Consider the following 19,371-nt stretch of genomic DNA (forward strand, 5'->3'; position numbering starts at 1 on the left):
GGAGTGGGGGCAGGTACGGCCTTCGTCCGGCCAGGGGTTTCCCTACGCTTCGAGTCAGTTGCCGTAGTGCCTGGTGTCGGTGTGGTTACAGAAACGGCGGCAGGCTGGTCTGAAGGCGATTCTCGATCCGGCGCTCCACAGGCGACCAGCGAAACGGCGAGAAGTGCCGATAGCCCCCCAACTAAAGCCCGTCGTCCGAAGTCGCTACGACTGTCTCTTGTCTTCAAGTTCCCCCACCTTAAACCTGGGATCAATACCCAGCTGGCTGAAAACTATCTGATCCCGCCTACGCACGGCACGCGTACTGCGTACGCGATTCCACGCGATGATCCCAGTAGTTACGGTGTACGTTCTCGTTTTAATCTCAATCCGGGAGATTAATGCCACTCGTGCCAGCAATTTTCCGGCTCCGCTCCCATTCGGCTGTGCTAGATTTCACCCCATATAGCACACACTGACGAAAGCTGAGGGGAGTCAAGTGAACGCTAAATCTAACGTCGCCGCGCCCCTTTTCGCGCTCCTCGTAGTCAACTATGGATCTAGCCAACTCCTGGAAGAGAACCTGGCTACCATCGACGTGGATAGCGTGGGAGGGGTCGTGGTCGTAGTCGACAATTTCACGTCGGTCTCCGAGCGCACTCGCGTTTCTCAGCTCGCTGCAAAGTATGACTGGGTGCCCGTCCCTTTAGATGAAAACCGGGGATTCGGCGGGGGCATGAATGCCGGCGCCAAGCGAGCAATCGAACTTGGAGCTGAGGTCCTAATAGCCCTAAATCCAGATGCTACGTTGGCACCCAGTGTGCTACGCGCGCTAACAACTTCCGTAACGGTCGATCCGAAGCTCATGGTCGCGCCCGAGATTCGAACAAGCACGGGCAGAGTCTGGTTTGACGGCATGGACTTGCACCTGGCGTCGGGACGTGTCTTCAGCGAACGACGAAAACGGCGCCCTCGTGGAACGAGCGTCCCGTGGATCACCGGGGCCTGCTTCGCAGTCTCTCGAGAAATGTGGGAAGAGCTTCAAGGCTTTGACGAAGAGTACTTCCTCTATTGGGAAGACGTTGACCTTTCAGTTCGATTTGTCGCTGCCGGGGGGCGCCTCAAAGTGAACCGACATTTGGTTGCCACCCACGACGAAGGGGGAACGCAAGGGATCGGCAGCGGATCCACTGGGAAGTCTGAAAACTACTACTACTACAACATCAGAAACCGGCTCTATTTTGCGGCCAAGCATTTGGACAGCCGATTGGCGAACAGATGGTTGTTGAATGCACCCTCAGTTTCATACCAGATCCTGCGCGCTGGGGGGCGTCGACACTTGCTTCGGTCCATCGCCCCGTGGCGCGCATACGTTACCGGCCTAGTTTCTGGTGCTGGCAAGATCGTCCGTCTCCGGGCAGAGCAACCTCACCGACACTGAATCGCATCACGAGCCCTGCCTACGCGAACGAGGTACCTAATCGCCCATCGAGAAGGACTCCCGACTGTCGAGGAATCTGATCTCACCTCAACCAGGATAGAAGGAGTCCGATGACCGCAGTAATGCTCAGTAAAGTGCTCATGCTCGCCGTTGTCGGGGTCGCTACTGTCGCGGCAGTCGTGTTGGCGCGCTGGTCACCAAAATCACTGACAGTCATCTTCGTCAGCGTGTACTTCTTTTTACCTATTTGGGTAGGCGTTTCGCTGGGGACCTACTTTCCTGCGTTCATCTTGGTTACATTGCTCATTATTGTTGGTGCCAGTTGGTCCGGTCTCGAACTTTCTCATGTTGACGTGCTGGTCATTGCTTTCGCTGCCATACTCGGCTGGGGAACGGCGCTCGAATGGCTCTCCCCAAATCAATCTTTGGCAGTTTTTACAGGGTGGATTATCCCTTACGTAGCCGGACGCTTGATTCGAACTCAAGTTGACCCCAAATGGATCTACACATGCCTCGCAGGTGGCGCCTCCTTGGCCGCCCTAATGGGCATCGTCGAATTCCTGACAGGGCACAATCTATTCATTCACTTGGGGCCCGGTACCGGATTGCATTCCACGTGGGGATCGCTGCAATATCGCGGGGGGCTACTTCGAACTGAAGGCGCATTCGGGCATTCCATTGCTTTTGGCGCCTCCCTTTCTATGTGCTCAGCGTTCATCCTCGTCACTCGTTGGCCCGCGTGGCTAAAACTGAGTTGCTTGGCGGTGGTTTCCGTAGCGGTTGGTTTGACGTTCAGTCGCATTGGCATTATTAGCCTTGGACTTACGGTAATTGGATCGATTGTTTTCCTACGAAGATATATAACTAGCCAATTCCGTGTCTTGGTCATTATTTGCTTTTCGTCGTTAGCGATAATTGGAATTCCCCAGTTGGTACAAGTGTTTGGCGAAGCAGGAGATGAAGCGGCCGGCAGTGCCGCGTACCGTGGAAATCTATATTCTCTAATCCCTGCCTTCTCCGCCGTAGGGACCAGCCAAAGCTGGACCGTTCTTCCAAATGGAGAGAGTTACTACGGTCAGTTTCAATCAATTGACAGTGAGCTGGTCCTCACTGCACTGAGGTTTGGTTTTGTACCCCTTTTGATGCTGCTAGGCATGTTGCTTTCCACCGTAATTTCGATAGCACGTGGCAAGGCCAGCCCAGCTTCAATCGCCCTCGCAGCCCAAATTCCATCTTTCGCGACCGTAGCCCTAATCACCCAATATGCGAATTTCATCTGGTTCGTCGGAGGCCTCGCCGTCGCTACTTATTCAGCAAGCACAGTCGCCCAACAAACGCGATCGAGCTCTAGCAATTTCGAAGTTGCCATTCGGAGGAGGACAATATGAACACCAAGACGACCGCAGGCTCCACACCGGCCGAAAGGATGTTTGGAGTCCTCAAGAAACGCTGGTACGTAGTGGTTCTTTCCGCTTTTCTGGCTGGAACCGCAGCGTTTGCCGTATCCACTCAAATAGCGCCAACGTATAGATCCGAGGCATCGCTATTTTTTTCGCTGAGGGATGGCGACAGCGGGACAGACATCAACCAGGGTCTTACCTATACGCAGAATCAGATGCTGTCCTATGCCGAGTTGGCCACCACAGCCACGGTACTGGATAGGGCCGCAGAAACCCTTGATACTGTGTTGCCACAAAAGGCGTTGCAACGCGCGGTGACTGTCACCACGCCTCAAAACACGGTCATTCTAAAAATCCAATCCACAACGACCGACCCACAACTATCAGCTGATATCGCCAACGGCGTCGCAGAAAGTCTCAAAGACGTTGTCTCCGAGGTTGCGCCCACAGACGCATCGGGAAAGCCAACCGTCACTGCCCGGGTCATTCAGCCGGCACAACCGGCAACTATCCAAAGTTCTCCCAATAAATCTAAAAACGCTCTATTGGGTGCGTTCGCTGGCGGGGGAATTGCGCTCGTCGTCGCCTTCCTGATCGTAATTTTCGATACCAAAATCCGCTCCATCAAAGCCCTGAAGTCGGTGACAGATCACCCAGTTCTGGGAGTCGCTGAGAGAACGCTGAAAAGTTCAGACGTCCGCCCTATTGCCATACGCGCGCCTCATAGTTCTGCCACCGAAAGGTACCGACAACTCAGGGCTTCATTACGTTTCACTTCCGTTTCCCACGAGCTCAGCACAATTGCTATCACTTCTTCGATTCCAGGCGAAGGTAAGAGCGTTACTGCGCTGAATCTGGCTCTCACGATGGCAGAAGGAGCCGAACGCATCCTGCTAATCGATGCAGATCTCCGGCGTCCCCGCGTCGCGCACTACCTTGGACTCGAGCCAGCTGTTGGATTGACAACGGTCATAGTCGGCGGTCTGGCTCTTACGGACGCCGTGCAACGGTTCTCCAATACGCGCCTGGATGTCCTTACATCTGGTGACATTCCGCCGAATCCTTCTGAGCTGCTTGATTCACAGGCCATGCAGCGCCTACTCAATCAAGCCAAGGAATCCTACGACGTCGTCATACTCGATACCGCCCCTGTGCTCAGCGTTTCGGATGCGGCCATCGTCGCTCAACGAGTCGACTCTACCGTTGTGGTGATCGACTCCACGCGGATTCGCTTCGCGCAATTGGAACAAACTACAGATCTGTTAGAAGCGGCCGGCGTACATATCTCGGGGTTGGTTCTGAACAAGGTCAAAGTCGCGGCCAAGAAGGGTGGGTACTATGCAGAAGCCGATGATTCAGCTCTCCGGGGGCCCTCTTACAGGGGCCAGCCCCGAAACAACGAACCAAATTCACGCGCACTGGCGCGGAAGGCGAGGGCGAGCCGATGAACGATCGGGGGCTAGTCCCAATATTGCGAGGGCCGTCCATTATCTCCGTCACCGGAAAGTACCACGGTTTGGGCAATCGTCTGCGAGCTGTCTTAGGCGCATACTCACTTGCTCAATTCGACAAACGAAGATTCGCTTACACCTGGCCCGTAGGAAAAGAGTTTGGTGCGCACTTTCATGATCTTTGGGAGTTCGACGCTCCGGCTGCACCTACGGCATTACCTTCAGTCCTCAGGCCTTTGTACCCTTGGCGGGACCACACCCTCCAATGGCGCCAGTCCCCTGCAAGCCGGCAAAGAATCTGGCAGATCAGGACTGCGCATGCCCTCATTTTGCCTTCAGGGTCCACCCCCTGGGCCGAGCAACTCCGCTCCCTTCAACCAGTCGCGGCCATCCGAACTGACATCTCCAAGTTCTACGATCAACACTTCGCTGGAAAACCGTATGTCGGCATCATGATCAGAACGAATCCAGTAGCACACGCTGAAACGCTCAAGCATTCACCGCTTGCCTGGTTCCTAGCCCGAATGGCCAATATCCGCAATCTGTATCCGGAGATCCTCTTCTATATTTCAGCGGATACCCCGGAAGCCTTCCGCACTGTAAGCAACAAATTCGAGGGGTGCTTCGGGCTGGAAGAAAAGGGTACGTATAACAGCGCGTCCGCCTTAACTGGTTCGGTCCTTGACCTCTACATGCTGGCGAGCTCGAGTCACCTGATCGGACCGTACTACTCCAGTTTTCCTGAACTGGCCCAGTCTCTTGCCGGACCAGCCCTAACTCTTGAAACTTCGATGACCCATCCGAACACTATGCTCCGTCGCGGAACGGGGCTAACGTCTCCGATAGACCCACTGAAGCCACATGAGAGATTCTCGAGTCCATGGCAGGGCTAGCCGACGGAGAGGAAACGCGTCATATAGGACTGGGACGGCAGGCCGCTGGCGGAGTCACAGCAACAGTATTCGGGCAAGGCGGCAGGATCGCCGTACAGCTCGTGTCGGTTGTCCTGCTGGCCCGCCTCTTAAGTCCAAATGACTACGGCCTGTTTGCGATGGTCATGTCTGTTGCCGGCATTGCTGAAGTATTCCGCGATTTCGGCCTTACTCAAGCCGTGGTCCAGGCTCGGACGTTCACGAAAGAACAACGAAATTCTCTCTTCTGGGTGAACTCTCTTATCGGGCTTCTCCTGTCCTGTGTGGTCTTCTTCGGAGCGAGTGCAATTGCCGCCTTTTATAGACACCCGGATTTGATCCCACTGGCGCAAGGCGTCTCCGGCGTGTTCTTGCTCAACGGACTCTCAACGCAGTTTCGTGCGGGGTTGAACCGAGATCTTCGATTTCGGGCCCTCGCTGTACTGGACTTCGGCTCGACACTATTGGGTTTCCTAGTCGCGGTTGCACTGGCAGTGTGCGGATTCGGAGTTTGGGCACTCGTTATTCAGGTCCTTGTTCAGTCCTTCGTCGTACTCCTAGCTTCAGTTGCCTACAGCCGGTGGTTGCCAGGGCTCCCCCGCAGAAGTACCCCCGTTCGCTCATTCCTCCGCTTCGGAACGCACATGGTGGGAACACAAGTAGTCACCTACATCGGCGGCAATGCCGACAGAGTTATCATCGGGCTCTTTCTCGGCGCTTCACCGCTCGGCCTCTATACACGCCCGTATCAGTTAGTTATGAACATCGCCAACCAGCTACGCGCGCCAATTACAAATGTCGCCATTCCCGTCCTGTCCCGATTGCAAGATTCTCCCCATCGCTACTGGGAATTTACCCGTATTGGGCAAACCGCGCTCGGATATTCAATCGTGGCCGCTTTTGGTTTTGCGGTTGGGGCGGCCAAGCCTCTGACGCTCCTGCTTCTCGGATCGCAATGGCTGGACGCTGCTCCCGTCATGAGCCTTTTATCTGCGGCTGCGGCTCTCCAAACGCTTGGCTACTTTGGGTACTGGGTGTACGTTTCCAAAGGAATCACCGCTGCACTCTTCAAATACAATCTGCTCAGCGTCTCGATCAAGATCATCTGCCTTCTTGTCGGTGCCCATTGGGGAGTTTCCGGTGTCGCGGCCGGCTACCTAATCGCGACAGCGATCGCATGGCCGCTTTCGCTTATCTGGATACACAAGTCGATTGCGGGGGTCCCAATTAGACAATTGGCATTGAACTTCATTCGAATGGCGACCCTTGGAGCTGTGGGTGCCGGTGCCGCCTTCGCCCTCTCCGAACTCACGGCGCAGGCCGGCCCCTGGGCCAGCTCGGGAGCCGGCTTCGCTGGGGCCCTCACAGTATATGCAGCATCCTTGGCCATTCCGTCTGTCCGGCGTGACGTCCGCAACCTGTGGTCGTTGCGTCACTACTTTAAACGTTAGAGAAATTTTGGAAACTAGAAATACCAGAAAGAAGCCAATGCGTATTTTAGTCCTTTGGGCTCACGAGTCTTCAGCAAACCTCGGCGTGGCTGCCCTTGCTCGCGGCTCTGGTGACCTATTGAAACGAGTCTGGCCCAATGCCGAAGTCGAATTCGTCAACTATGGAGCTCGCCCAGAGTCTGTACCCTGGGGAAGACCTCGCTCACTCATCAGGGAACGAATACTTCCGCGTTTCGGCATGCAGAGCTACTTCAAGCAATTCGATTTGGTCTGGGATACACGCTCTGGCGATAGCTTCTCAGACATTTATGGCTTCGATCGACATTTGACGATGGGTCTCGTATACGAGTTTGCTGTGCAAGCGGGTGCGATAGGGGTCATGGCGCCTCAAACCGTTGGCCCGTTCAATTCCCGCAGAGCCACATGGATTGCGAGGAGGAACCTCAACCGTTCTGCGGCCGTCTTCAGCCGTGACCCTGCAAGCTACACTCGTGCTGAACGACTCGGCCGGACGCCCGATGCGCTGAGTTCAGACATGGTTTTTGGAATAGACAACATCACAGTGCCTACAACTCGTGATGTCTTGTTAAATGTATCCGGACTGCTTTGGAACGCGAATCCCCATGTCAACTCAACGAGATACCAGGAATCAATGCTCCGCTCGGCAGAAATGCTGCACGCGCAAGGGCGGAATGTAGCACTTTTGGCTCATGTCCTGGATTCACCCAACCCCGATAACGACGTCCCCGCTATCACCGAACTAGCCGATCAACTTAGTTTTGATCCAGAGCTCATAGTGCCGACGTCTCTTGATTCGGTTCGTGAAGCCATCGCCTCGTCAAAACTAGTGATCGCAGCCCGGATGCACGCAAGCTTGAACGCTCTTTCCCTCGGCATTCCAGCCATTCCCTTAGCCTACTCTCGAAAGTTCTCCCCCCTAATGAAAAGCCTCGGATGGAGGCACGCCATCGACCTGCGCACCAGCCAACACGTGGCAGACGAAATCCGCAACCTTTCGGGCAACGATCAGCTCATCGGTGAAGCGAAACTTGCGCAACAAGCTGGAAGGAACTCGCTATCTGCTGTAGCGGAGAAACTGGATAAGATCCTATGAGCGATCCACAGCCCTCATCCGACACTGCAGCCAAGAGACTTGATCGACAGATCTCGAAAGTCCTTTCATCCGATGCCTGCTCCGGCTGCGGCCTTTGTACGATAGTCGACCCTGGCCTGGACATGACGCTCGATGGAAACGGGTTTATGCGCCCACAGAGATCCTCTCTAGGTCAGACGCCTACGAATGCCACCCACGTGTTCAAGCGCTCCTGTCCGGGAATGATCGTTCGCTCCAACAACGATCCCAGACTAGAGAGGCACGAGACTATGGGATCTTTTGTTGGCGTCTGGAAAGGGCACGCAGTCGACCCTGAAACCAGACACCGGGGCAGCAGTGCAGGCGTCCTGACGGCATTAACCACCTGGCTTCTAGAAAGTGGGAAAGCTACCCGCGTTGCAGGGGCAGGTGCAGATCGCGACCCACGGCGAACCGTCCCGGTATCAATCACTACAAAGGAAGAGGCACTTGCGAGCGCCGGATCTCGTTACGCCCCGACTGCTACATTGTCGAACCCCGATATCCAACTTCCAGGAACGGCTGTAGTGGGGAAACCATGTGAAATTTCTGCCCTCAAGTCGTACGTGATCAACGCTAAGGCCAACGGAAATCGGCCGTCCACTCCAATATTGCTTTCATTCTTCTGCGCAGGTACACCGAGCGCACATGCCACGCAACGACTTATCGAGTCATTAGGAATCGCAAAAAGTACGGTCCCAGATTCTCTCTGGTATCGGGGTCGTGGATGGCCAGGGCGATTCACAGTCCAACTACGCGACATTACTCGAAGCGTTTCCTATGACGAATCTTGGGGAAAAGTCCTCGGTCCAGCAACTCAATGGCGCTGTAAAGTCTGCCCCGACGGTGTCGGCGAAAGCGCCGATATCGCAGTCGCGGATTTCTGGCAGTCCGACGATTCCGGCTACCCGATTTTCGTAGAGACCGACGGATCGAGCGCAGTCATAGCACGGACAATTCGTGGCAGAGACCTACTACTGGAAGCTGTCAGCGAAGGGATCATCGACCTAGAACCAATTGATATCAACTCGTTGGCTGCAGTCCAGCCGTTACAGGTGCAGCGACGCACTGGACTCCTTGCGCGGCTAACCGGTTCGCTCCTCGCAGGACGCCGAATTCCCCTATTCACCGGTTTCAGCTTGGCCAAAATTGCTCGCCGACAGCCGCGGCTCTTCCTCCGCATCGCTCGCGGGACGTATCAACGAGTCCGTTCGGCAGGCAGCTAAGCCTCCTGCAAAGAGCGAGATCGATACCGGGCGAAGTTCTGAACTACTTATACTGATTGTGTTTCACCATCTGTGGGGAAGAAGGCTCACAGCTTTTTCATATCTCTGAACCACTTGGATGCTGCCAGCACCAAAAACATGGCACACGCTAAAAACAGCAGTGAATACACACCCGTAAAAACGACTGGACTTCCCCAGAGGGCGAACGACAAACAGAGAATTCCGTAATCGGTCGGTAGCAGCAGGACAGATCTCAAGGGAGAGCTCCCCCCCTGCTCGATGGCTTTAGCGACCCCTCTCGAGTCCTTCAATAGGTCATTGAGGATCATGGCGAAAAATGTCACCGCCCCTACAATTGCGAACCCGATGGGTATCAACAGCCACAATTCGTTCCCAAGCGGAAAGTATCTGAACCACCCGATGAGAACTGCCAGGTGCAAACACGAAATCTTCAATGCATCGACAAAGTGGTCCAGCCACTCCCCCGCGACAGATCCGCCGCCACGCAATCGCGCAACCTGGCCGTCAGCAGAATCCCACGCGTACCCCAATGCCAACAAGAGCCAGATGATAATTCCTAAGTACCACGTTGGCGGCAATGTCGCCAGAAGAGCAATCCCAGTAAAAGTGAATAGTGCGCTCACTAGCGTGACCTGATTGGGAGTCATCCTCAACATGTGGGCAAACGCCGCAAGTAATCTACCAATCTTGCGATTCACGTATATCGAGTATCCGGGGGCTCCCTTGGCACGCCCCTTCTGAGCGTTCCTCAATTCCCTCAGAGCCTCAGAAAAAGTCGTCCCCATTTGTGTGCCTCTCGCCAACGTGAACGGGCCCAAATACTCGCGCCGAACCCAAGGTTAATAGCCGTACCTGGCGCTTTTATCATTAGTGTAGATTATGGGTTGAGCATCAAATTATTTCCTGATAAATGGCCTCTCTCGTGCCACCATTGGAATGCCAGATTGTGGGGAAAAGTGGATCACATTCGAGTATTGGAATCGTTTGGGAACTCACGCCCCACAACAAATCCTTACATAACTATGCTTGGCCAGAGTCTGGAAACCACCCCGGGGCTCGATCTCCTGCGCTTCTCGTGGAAGACCGCCTTTGTTGAGACCTACGACGTAATCCATTTTCACTGGCCGGAAGCCCTGCTCGATGGTAGTACCTGGTTTAGGAGACGGGGAAAAGAACTGGCATTCGCGCTACTCCTCCTACGGATTCGACTCAAGCGAATCGCGGTGGTTCGAACAGTTCACAATCTAGATCTTCCGCAGGGACTGTCGTTCGTCCGGAAGCAACTCATCACCAAGTGCGACGACATGACGACGCTGCAAATTTCGATCAACCCCACAACACCTCACAAACCCGACCTCCCCCAACGACTCATCCCTCACGGCCACTACCGTGACTGGTTCGCCGACGTGCCTCGAAGTGAACAAGTACGAGGCCGAATTGCCTTCACCGGTCTAATCCGACGATACAAGGGCGTGGAAAACCTCCTCGACTGCTTTATGCACACAGCTGGCGGCCACCCTGATCTAAGTCTGTCCGTCACCGGCAAGCCCTCATCCCAGGACCTCGAAAACGTTGTCCGGAACGCGGCTGCCACAGACAACCGAATTCGTTTTTCCTTCGGGTACGTGGCTGAAGAAAGCCTCGTTGCGGCGATCACGGAAGCAGAGTTGGTGGTCCTCCCCTACCAGCACATGCATAACTCAGGGAGCGCACTGGCTGCTCTGTCTGTTCAGCGTCCCGTCTTGATCCCGCGCAATGAGACCAACGAGCTTTTATCTCTCGAGGTTGGGGCCGGCTGGGTCTACCTATACGAAGGGCAATTGTCAGCCCAGGATCTAACGTCGACTTTGGCAGACTTGCGTCGCCGTACACCTACAAAAGCCCCCGATCTCTCAGCTCGTGGTTGGGGCACTGCCGGTGTACAGCATCGCTACGCTTTTCGCGAGGCGCAATTGATAAAGACTCAAAAATAGCTCGTAAGCGGCCTATCCATCTAATCCAGCTTCACAAGGACAGCGAACCAAACTTCTCTATGTGAGGCGACGGACTACATGCCCTGGATTTTGAGTTTTGTATAGTTACTAACAGCCAACGCGCACAACTGGTGACCTCGTTTTAGCACACCTGCGTGGTCAATGGGTGCATTGGCGTTACTTCTGCTTGACCGCTTGAATCGCCATACGGCAACGAGATGCCGAACTGATGAAAAAGGACTTGCCACGGTCCTTCATGGGTGCGGGAGAATCAGGTAACAGCAACCCGATCGCCCATTCTCGATTTCAATACGACGGAACTCCAACCGACATTAAGAGCCACTAAGTTGAATACTTCACTTACCATCGCCGTACTCACCTATCACCGTCTTGATCGGCTTCCCCGAACAGTCGAATCCCTGCTTCAGCAAATCGATTCGCTGCCAACTGAAGTTCAAATGGAATTCGACTGCCGTGTACTCATTGTGGACAACGCGCCCGTCTCTGAGGCCAGCGAGATCGTTGCCCTCAGACCTGGAACAATTGACTACCAGCATGAACCACGTCCCGGAATTTCCGCCGCCCGAAACCGGGCTGTCGATGAGTCACCGGACTCGGCCCTATTGATATTTGTCGATGACGACATCGTCCCGCTTTCAGGGTGGCTCGAACAGATGCTGCTGACTTGGAAAAGATTCAACTGCGAAGCTGTCGTCGGATACGTCGTTTCAACCTTTGAGAGGGACCCAGATCCTTGGTTGGTTTCCGGGCGTTTTTTCATGCGCCAACAACACGCCACTGGGACGGAACTGTCGGCAGCTGCTAGTCATAATTTGCTCCTTTTTCTCCCTTTCGTCCGAAAACACAAATTACGCTTCAACGAATCGTTGGGACTGATTGGCGGCGAGGATTCACTTTTCTCGAAGGAAATGATCAGGCATGGCGGCAGCATCCGGTGGTGCAACGAAGCACGCTCACAGGACCCGGTTCCGAATGACCGAGCAACTCGTGGATGGGTTCGTCGGAGGGAATTTCGTATCGGAAGCTCGGAAGCGCTTATTACTCTGTTTCTCGCAAGCGAACGCGATCGTCTAAGAAAACGCGCCTGGTGTTTCATCAACGGTGTCGGCAGAGTTGTCTTTGGCGGGATAAGGAATGTTCTAGGGAAGCTAACTTCCAATCTCGATCACGAGTCCCGCGGAGCTCGAACCGTTTTCCGTGGGGGCGGTTATATCATTGGATCCCTTGGTCTAACATATTTTGAATATGGCCGAGGAAAAAGAGGTATCCGCCGCGTCCCTCTCGACTTTTTTGGCTGACTCACTCCTACAAAACCGAATCGTGTTCATGCAACTCGAATGATTCGGTACCCAGGGCCGGTAAAATGACGAGTTTTTTGTGTAGTAGCGAGTTCGTTTACTGCTAACAACGGTGCGTTCAAAATTTTCTTGCGATTCTTCGCAGCACCGATGACACCGTCTTTGGTGAAGCTAAGACAAGGCATCGCCGGGCTCACCGACTGCCCCATCTTTACGTGGCTTCGGTTCCGCTTGATACTTTTGGTTGCACTGGCCCAAGCACCGCCCATCCGCCTCTCGAATCATCGGGCCGAAGTAGTGCGCTATATAAATCCGGCGGCTAGACTTTTGTGAGTTGGCGACGGTCAGGGGTGGGAATGTGGCGACAACCCGTTTCAGGTGGATGGATCTACTACGAGGGACTGCCATCGTTATGGTGCTTGTTTGGCATGCCCCCGCCATTCCGGTTCTGTACGGGCTCGAGATGCCCGAATGGGTTCGGACGCTGAATAACTTCTTCCTGCCGTTCCGCATGCCAATGCTGATGTTCCTTTCTGGTTCCCTGCTAAGCCATTCCATAAAGCGTCCCTTACCCGAGTACCTCCTAGGCAAGTTCGCTTTGATCGGGTGGCCCTACTTGGTGTGGGCAGCGCTGCACATCGTTCAAGGGCCGAGTAACTATCTCCTCACTTCTCCATGGTCGTGGGTCGCCACCGGGTACTTGTGGTTCCTCTTCTTCATCGGCACTTACTACTGCGTGGCCCCGTTCATCCGCCGCCTTCCCGCTTGGCTTGTTTCGGTCGCCTCATTCGCGGCGTCCGTTCCCTTCGACGGGGAACTCGTCAAGGGCTTCTTCTACTTCCTTGGCTTCTTCTACGCGGGCCACTTTTATACACAGAGGCAAGCTTTGTTCGGTCACCTCGGTCGGGGCTGGCCACTGGCGGCATGTGCCGGTGTTGCCATTGCGGTCGGAGTCTGGTCGTCCATCAACGGAGTCGAATCAAAGTACGAGGCCATAACAGCGCCGGGAAGCCTCGCCGGAATCATGGTGGCCATGGCGGCAGCTAAAGCACTGCCCGATTCAAGGCTTGTCAGGGCAGTGGAGGCCATCGGCCGGAAGTCGATCGTCTACTACGTGTCGCACTTTCCGATCGTCATCGTTACGACGGTAGCGCTACTGTCAGCCGGAGTGGAGTCTTCTGCCACCGTCGCGGCAGTAGGTCTCGTGACCGCCTTCATCGCTTGTGCCCTGCTCGCCCGGTTCAGTTCCCGACGACCTCTGGTTTGGCTTTACCAGATGCCCGGGTTTTTGGTCCTTCGGCGTCATCTCCGTGCCTCAGATTCCCGTCTCCATCGACACACGGACACGTCTACACCATAATCATTCCTCCGTGGCTGGCACCGCTAGCAATCATCCGGAGAGTTACATCAATACCTGAGGCAGGCCCGACAGTGCTATGCAGTCGCTGAGCCCGTTGGCCTTCCGATGGCGTATGCGTACATGAGCACGAACCGAGCCACGGACGCCCCTCGGATTCCACGAGCAGCCGACCAGCGACGTGAATACGCGCACGAATGGGGCATGGCTGAAATCCCTTCATACAACGGGGCGATCGATCATTCGAAATTACACGAATCCTCAGGGCGATTCTCGAAGCACTCGTCATAGCAGCCGACCGTTGACTTTGGGAGGGGGCCGGAAGCTGCCAACCGGGGGAATGTCGAGCATCTCTCAACGCGGGATTGCGTCTCCTCCATCACCTTCAATGAGTGAAATCACCTATTGGCAACTGCGCCGCTGCAGACTACTCTTTGCTCAATCTAACTGATTGCATGAATTTATTGGGGGGAAGAGATGAGTCCTGCCGACGTTCGTTCAGCCGTACATTTTGTTCGGAAGAATACGGTATTTGCCTCCAGCACACGGCTGGACAATAAAATGCAGCGCTGGGAGCGCCTTCCAGCAGAGCAGTTGGCTCGGGTGACAGCCGAAGCCAGTACGCGTCAGGCCCGTTTCGCCATGACGAACACAGAATTTTACCGCGATTACTATCGCGATGCAGGCTTCTCGCTGAAGGACCTAGACGATCCTGCGGCCTTCACTGAATTACCGATCGTCGAAAAACACCACGTTCGCGAGCACCGAGAGATGTTCATCTCCACGGAGAAAACGGACCGAAACAGTGTGGAGTCGCGCACCGGGGGTAGCACAGGAGAGCCCCTCCGAATTCTGCGGGACCTTCGCTTCCCAGCGCGAGTACTGGAATGGCAACTATTGCGCTGGTGGGGTGTGCCTATTCATGGAAACTTCCTTGACATCAGGCGCGAAACCACAAAGATCAACACTTCAAAACGGCACGATCTCTTGTGGTGGCCGACCCGACGCTACCAGCACAACGCGTATTACTTCGACGACAACGCCATGGCTGAACTCGCGGACCAGTGGAGGCGAATGTCGCCTGATGTCATCGTGGGCTACGTAGGGGGAATATACGAAGTCGCCCGTCGGATGGAATCGCTCGGCCAACAACTCCCTGCGCCGATTGCCATCGGAACAACGGCAGCACCACTGACCAAGGCCATTAGAAGTGAAATCTCGCGTATCTTCGGTGCGCCCGTCTACGACCATTACCGATGCGCTGAAATCCCGTGGATGGCCGGTGAATGCGCGCATCAGAATGGATTGCACGTGTTCGAACCGCTCCGTCGAATCGAAATCGTAGATCGCCAGTCGAGAGTCCTCTCGAACGGTGAGACCGGCGAGACGGTCGTGAGTGACCTGGAGAATCGAGTATTCCCACTTATTCGCTATCGAATGGGCGACCTGAGTCGAAAATTGGATGGCACATGCCCATGCGGCATGATGACTCCACGGATTGCGTCCGTTGCGGGCCGAACGAGCGACGAATTGACGCTGCCAAGCGGAGCACTGGTCGCCACAGTCAACCTGACTAATCTGTGCGACGAATACATCGACGACGTCAAGCAGTTCCAAATTCATCAAAACGCAGACATGTCTATTGAACTGCGGCTAGTCATGAAGTCCACCTCCGATATCGGCGAGAATATCGCTCAGGAGCTTCGCGAAATGGTCAACTTCGAAGTGCCGGTGTCACTTAGAGTTCAAGACGAAATTGCTCACGACGGCGGGAAGATTCGCTATATGACTTCTGACATAACTGCGCCCGGCCGGTGAGAATAACTTGCGTCGAATCAAACGCCACTTATGCCCACTCAGTAAGTCTCGTCGTGGTTGTGGGCAGCATGGCTCGAACGACCATTCTGGTGCTTTAGACGTACCAGGCGCAGCAGCATCGCCAAACAAGCTGGAATTTCAGTCATTCCGCTGGTCGCCCGGATAGTGATGACTTTCCAGGCCTTCGGCCGCCCAGACCCGCCGTCTGGTTCAATCGCCGTTGGGTTCGTCCGTGCGTGCTCTGGCGGTCTACCTCAAGGGGCAGGCACCTGATTGCGAACACCTATCACGATCCCAAGAGCATCATCACAACGTCTGGAGATCGGCGACAGAACGCTTCTCTGCTGAGCGCCACCTACGAAAAGTACGCAGGTTAGCCCCGATTCCGCACTTTTTGTAGAACCCCTACAAATTTCCCCGACCAACTCCCGGGGATTGGCGTGTGTTTACGTGGACACCCCACAAGCGCAGGTAGGCTCCAAACAGCAAAGTGAAGGAGTTCCATCTGCCATGCCCCAGCTGACCAAGGTCCTCATCGCCAACCGTGGCGAGATCGCCGTCCGCGTCATCCGCGCGGCCCGTGACGAGGGCATCGCCTCCGTCGCCGTCTATGCCGAACCCGACCGCGAGGCGCTGCACGTCCGCCTGGCCGACGAGGCGTTCGCGCTCGGCGGCCAGAGCGCCGCGGAGTCCTATCTGGTCACGGACAAGATCCTCGAGGCTGCCGCCGCTTCCGGCGCCGACGCCATCCATCCCGGGTACGGCTTCCTATCCGAGAACGCCGACTTCGCCCAGCGCGTCATCGACGCCGGCCTGACGTGGATCGGGCCGCCGCCCAGTGCGATCGCCCAGCTCGGCGACAAGGTCCAGGCCCGGCATATCGCCACCAAGGTCGGAGCCCCGCTGGTTCCCGGCACGCAGGAGCCGGTGCGCTCAACCCAAGAGGTCCTGGAGTTCGCCGACCACCACGGCCTGCCCCTGGCCATCAAGGCCGCCTATGGCGGCGGTGGCCGTGGCATCAAGGTCGTCCGTTCCCGCGACGAGATCCCGGAGGCCTACGAATCAGCGGTCCGCGAGGCCACCGCCGCCTTCGGGCGCGGCGAATGCTTCATCGAGCGCTTCCTGGATTCCCCCCGCCACGTCGAGACCCAGTGCCTAGCCGACGTCCACGGCAATGTCTCCATCATCTCCACCCGTGACTGCTCGCTGCAGCGGCGCAACCAGAAGCTGGTCGAGGAGGCTCCGGCCCCGTTCCTCTCCGAGGACCAGCTGCGTCGGCTGTATGAGTCGTCGAAGGCCATCCTGCGCGAAGCACGGTACGTCGGCGCCGGAACCTGCGAGTTTTTGGTGGGCACGGATGGCATCATCTCCTTCCTCGAGGTGAACACCCGGCTGCAGGTCGAACACACCGTCTCGGAGGAGATCTCCGGCATCGATCTGGTCCGGGAGCAGTTCCGCCTGGCCCGCGGTGAGGAGCTCGGTTACGGCGATCCGGAGCTGCGCGGGCACTCCTTCGAGTTCCGCATCAACGGCGAGGATGCCGGCCGTGGTTTCATGCCGGCCCCCGGCACCATCACCACCCTGAAGCTGCCCACCGGTCCCGGCGTCCGCGTCGATTCCGGTGTGGAGCAAGGCGAATCGGTCTCCGGGAACTTCGACTCGATGATCGCCAAGCTGATCGTCACCGGCGCGACCCGCGACCAGGCGGCGGCCAGGGCACGCCGCGCATTGGGCGAAATGGTCATCGAGGGCATGCCCACGGTCATCCCCTTCCACCGCGCCGTCATGGCCGATCCGGCTTTCGTGCCGGCCTCGGGTCCCTTCAGCGTCCACACCCGGTGGATCGAGACGGAATTCGAGAACACGATCGAGCCCTGGACCCCCACCGGGGCCCTGCCAGAATCCTCCGACGATCGCCAGACGGTGACCGTCGAGGTCGGCGGCAAGCGTCTCGAGGTCGTCTTGCCCGCGGGGCTCGGTGCCTCATCCACTGGCGGCAAGGCCAACGGCAAGGCCAAGCGCAAACGCTCCAACCGCTCGAGCGCCGGCACCGCCGCCACCGGTGACAGCCTGACGTCACCGATGCAGGGCACCATCGTCAAGGTCGCCGTCGCCGATGGGGACACGGTCTCCGAAGGGGACCTGGTGGTCGTGTTGGAAGCCATGAAGATGGAACAGCCGCTCACCGCGCACCGGGCCGGGACCATCACCGGCCTCACAGCCGTCGCCGGGGACACCGTTTCGGCCGGAGCGGTCCTCGCCAGCATCCAGGACTGACCGCCGCGAAACCGATCATGGCCTGCCACCCCTGAGGGGGTGGCAGGCCATGATCGTCCGAGCGGGTTGCTAACCCACGTTGTTCTCGAAGTCGCGGTCACGCGTTTCGCCGGTCATCACCAACGCGATGATGGTCAACGCGGCGGCAGCTGCCAGGTAGATGCCGACCCACATCGTGCTTCCCCCGCCGGCCTGCCACAGGGCAATGGCGACGAAGGACGCCGGGGCCGCACCAATCACCGAGGAGAGGTTGTAGGCGACCGCCGAGCCGGTGTAGCGCACGTTGGCCGGGAACAGTTCCGGCAGGTAAGCGGCCATGGGGCCGAAGGTCAATCCCATCAACGACAGGCCGATGATCAACCCGACCATGGCCGCGCCCGTGCCGGGTCCGAACATCAACGTCCAGGTCGCGCCGAAGAGCAGGATCAACACGGAGACGCCCAGCAGGAACTTGCGCCGGCCGAACTTCTCGGCCAGCGGGCCGGAGATGACAGTGAAGATGCCGAAGAACACGACTCCCAGGATCAGCATCCACAGGAACTCGGTACGCGGCACGCCCAGTCCGGGAACGAACGCCGCCTCGGCGGCTGCGTCAAAGACCTTGCCCTTGGCTTCGGCTGCGGCACGTGCCTGGTCAACGGTGGCCGGAGAGGTTCCGTACGTCAGCGTGAAGGACGTCATCAGGTAGAACAGCACGTAGGTGGCGAACATGATGATCGTGCCGGCCAGCACGGGACGCCAGTGGAAGCGGAAGGTCTGCTTGACCGGGGACTTCACGACCTTCTCCTGCTTGATCACGTTCTGGAAGGAAACGGATTCGACGAGCTTCAGACGGACGTAGATGCCCACGGCGACCAGCACGGCAGAGAGGATGAACGGCACGCGCCAGCCCCACGCCTGGAACTGCTCGGCACTCAGGCCCAGCTGCAGGCCAACGAACACGAGGTTGGCGATGATGAAGCCGATGGGGGCGCCCAGCTGCGGGAACGTGCCGTAGATGGCCCGCTTGTTGGGTGGGGCATTCTCGGTGGCCAGCAGGGCCGCGCCGGACCATTCCCCGCCGAGGGCCAGACCCTGCGCAAAGCGCAGGAGCACCAGCAGCAGCGGTGCCAGGACGACGAACCCGCCGCTGGCGGCCGGCAAAAAGCCGATGAGGAACGTCGCAATGCCCATGGTCATCAGTGACGCCACGAGTGTTCCCTTCCGGCCGATCTTGTCGCCGAAGTGGCCGAAGATCACCGAGCCCAGGGGGCGGGCGACGAAGGCGACGCCGAAGATCGCAAACGAGCTGAGAATGGCGTTGATGTTGGTGGCGTTCGGGAAGAACAACGCCGGGAAGACCAGGACCGAAGCCGTGGCGTAGGCGTAGAAGTCGTAGAACTCCACGGTGGTGCCGATCATGCTGGAGAAGATCACGCGACCTCGCGTGTTCGCCTCCGGAGCGGCGGTGGTGGGCAAATTGGACACTATGGGGACACCTCTTGTGCACGTGTGATCAATACTTCGAGCAATACTAGAACTTTTGACCACTCATCATTCAACGTGTCCACATGTTGGACACCTCTAGCCGTCACAAAGGTGTCATGTTCGCCGCGTGGGGCCCGGTCGGCCCCAC

At 56.9% G+C, this 19,371-nt stretch carries 13 protein-coding genes; 11 read left to right on the forward strand and 2 right to left on the reverse strand.

Translation table 11 applies throughout. From position 1 onward, the window contains the following. The first annotated feature begins 478 nt into the window (after positions 1-478). The 6 genes from ACN0TP_RS03855 (at position 479) to ACN0TP_RS03880 (ending at position 8,991) form a co-directional block, all read left to right on the forward strand. Entirely contained in the window at positions 479-1,420 is a 942-nt protein-coding gene (locus ACN0TP_RS03855) for a glycosyltransferase family 2 protein (RefSeq protein WP_417216873.1), read from the forward strand. Between the two features lie 110 nt (positions 1,421-1,530). Continuing rightward, positions 1,531-2,808: a hypothetical protein gene (locus ACN0TP_RS03860; protein WP_417216876.1), complete on the forward strand. Its 1,278-nt coding sequence runs from the start codon at positions 1,531-1,533 to the stop codon at positions 2,806-2,808. After that, the gene (locus ACN0TP_RS03865; RefSeq protein ID WP_417216878.1) at positions 2,805-4,268 is read left to right on the forward strand and encodes a polysaccharide biosynthesis tyrosine autokinase; all 1,464 of its coding nucleotides are present in this window, start codon (positions 2,805-2,807) and stop codon (positions 4,266-4,268) included. Before ACN0TP_RS03860 ends, ACN0TP_RS03865 begins: the two co-directional genes overlap by 4 nt. An 883-nt stretch (positions 4,269-5,151) precedes the next feature. After that, positions 5,152-6,633 carry a lipopolysaccharide biosynthesis protein gene (locus ACN0TP_RS03870; RefSeq protein ID WP_417216880.1) on the forward strand — a complete coding sequence of 494 codons (1,482 nt, stop codon included), beginning with the start codon at positions 5,152-5,154 and terminating at the stop codon, positions 6,631-6,633. 37 nt (positions 6,634-6,670) lie between these two features. Beyond that, the gene (locus ACN0TP_RS03875; RefSeq protein ID WP_417216883.1) at positions 6,671-7,747 is read left to right on the forward strand and encodes a polysaccharide pyruvyl transferase family protein; all 1,077 of its coding nucleotides are present in this window, start codon (positions 6,671-6,673) and stop codon (positions 7,745-7,747) included. 269 nt (positions 7,748-8,016) lie between these two features. After that, positions 8,017-8,991, forward strand: coding sequence for a Coenzyme F420 hydrogenase/dehydrogenase, beta subunit C-terminal domain (locus ACN0TP_RS03880; RefSeq protein WP_417217480.1), 975 nt, complete (start codon positions 8,017-8,019; stop codon positions 8,989-8,991). An 86-nt stretch (positions 8,992-9,077) separates the two neighbouring features. On the opposite strand, the gene ACN0TP_RS03885 is transcribed toward ACN0TP_RS03880, so the two are convergent. Further along, positions 9,078-9,710, reverse strand: a complete 633-nt coding sequence (locus tag ACN0TP_RS03885) for a CDP-alcohol phosphatidyltransferase family protein (RefSeq protein ID WP_417216886.1) — start codon at positions 9,708-9,710, stop codon at positions 9,078-9,080. A gap of 324 nt (positions 9,711-10,034) precedes the next feature. On the opposite strand from ACN0TP_RS03885, the gene ACN0TP_RS03890 reads away from it, so the two are divergent. The 5 genes from ACN0TP_RS03890 (at position 10,035) to ACN0TP_RS03910 (ending at position 17,756) form a co-directional block, all read left to right on the forward strand. Beyond that, complete coding sequence (locus ACN0TP_RS03890; protein ID WP_417216888.1) at positions 10,035-10,985, forward strand: glycosyltransferase; 951 nt, start codon at positions 10,035-10,037, stop codon at positions 10,983-10,985. A gap of 347 nt (positions 10,986-11,332) precedes the next feature. Beyond that, on the forward strand, positions 11,333-12,304 hold the full coding sequence (locus ACN0TP_RS03895) for a glycosyltransferase family 2 protein (protein ID WP_417216891.1): 972 nt from the start codon (positions 11,333-11,335) through the stop codon (positions 12,302-12,304). A gap of 382 nt (positions 12,305-12,686) precedes the next feature. Next, on the forward strand, positions 12,687-13,664 hold the full coding sequence (locus ACN0TP_RS03900) for an acyltransferase family protein (protein WP_417216893.1): 978 nt from the start codon (positions 12,687-12,689) through the stop codon (positions 13,662-13,664). A 474-nt stretch (positions 13,665-14,138) separates the two neighbouring features. Then, positions 14,139-15,479: a phenylacetate--CoA ligase family protein gene (locus tag ACN0TP_RS03905; RefSeq protein ID WP_417216896.1), complete on the forward strand. Its 1,341-nt coding sequence runs from the start codon at positions 14,139-14,141 to the stop codon at positions 15,477-15,479. A gap of 510 nt (positions 15,480-15,989) precedes the next feature. Next, positions 15,990-17,756 carry an acetyl/propionyl/methylcrotonyl-CoA carboxylase subunit alpha gene (locus ACN0TP_RS03910; protein ID WP_417216898.1) on the forward strand — a complete coding sequence of 589 codons (1,767 nt, stop codon included), beginning with the start codon at positions 15,990-15,992 and terminating at the stop codon, positions 17,754-17,756. 69 nt (positions 17,757-17,825) lie between these two features. Here the strand turns inward: ACN0TP_RS03910 and ACN0TP_RS03915 are convergent, their stop codons facing one another. After that, positions 17,826-19,223, reverse strand: a complete 1,398-nt coding sequence (locus ACN0TP_RS03915) for an MFS transporter (RefSeq protein WP_417216901.1) — start codon at positions 19,221-19,223, stop codon at positions 17,826-17,828. Positions 19,224-19,371 lie beyond the last annotated feature (148 nt).

This window comes from Arthrobacter sp. (assembly GCF_048266065.1).
Lineage (GTDB): Bacteria > Actinomycetota > Actinomycetes > Actinomycetales > Micrococcaceae > Arthrobacter_H.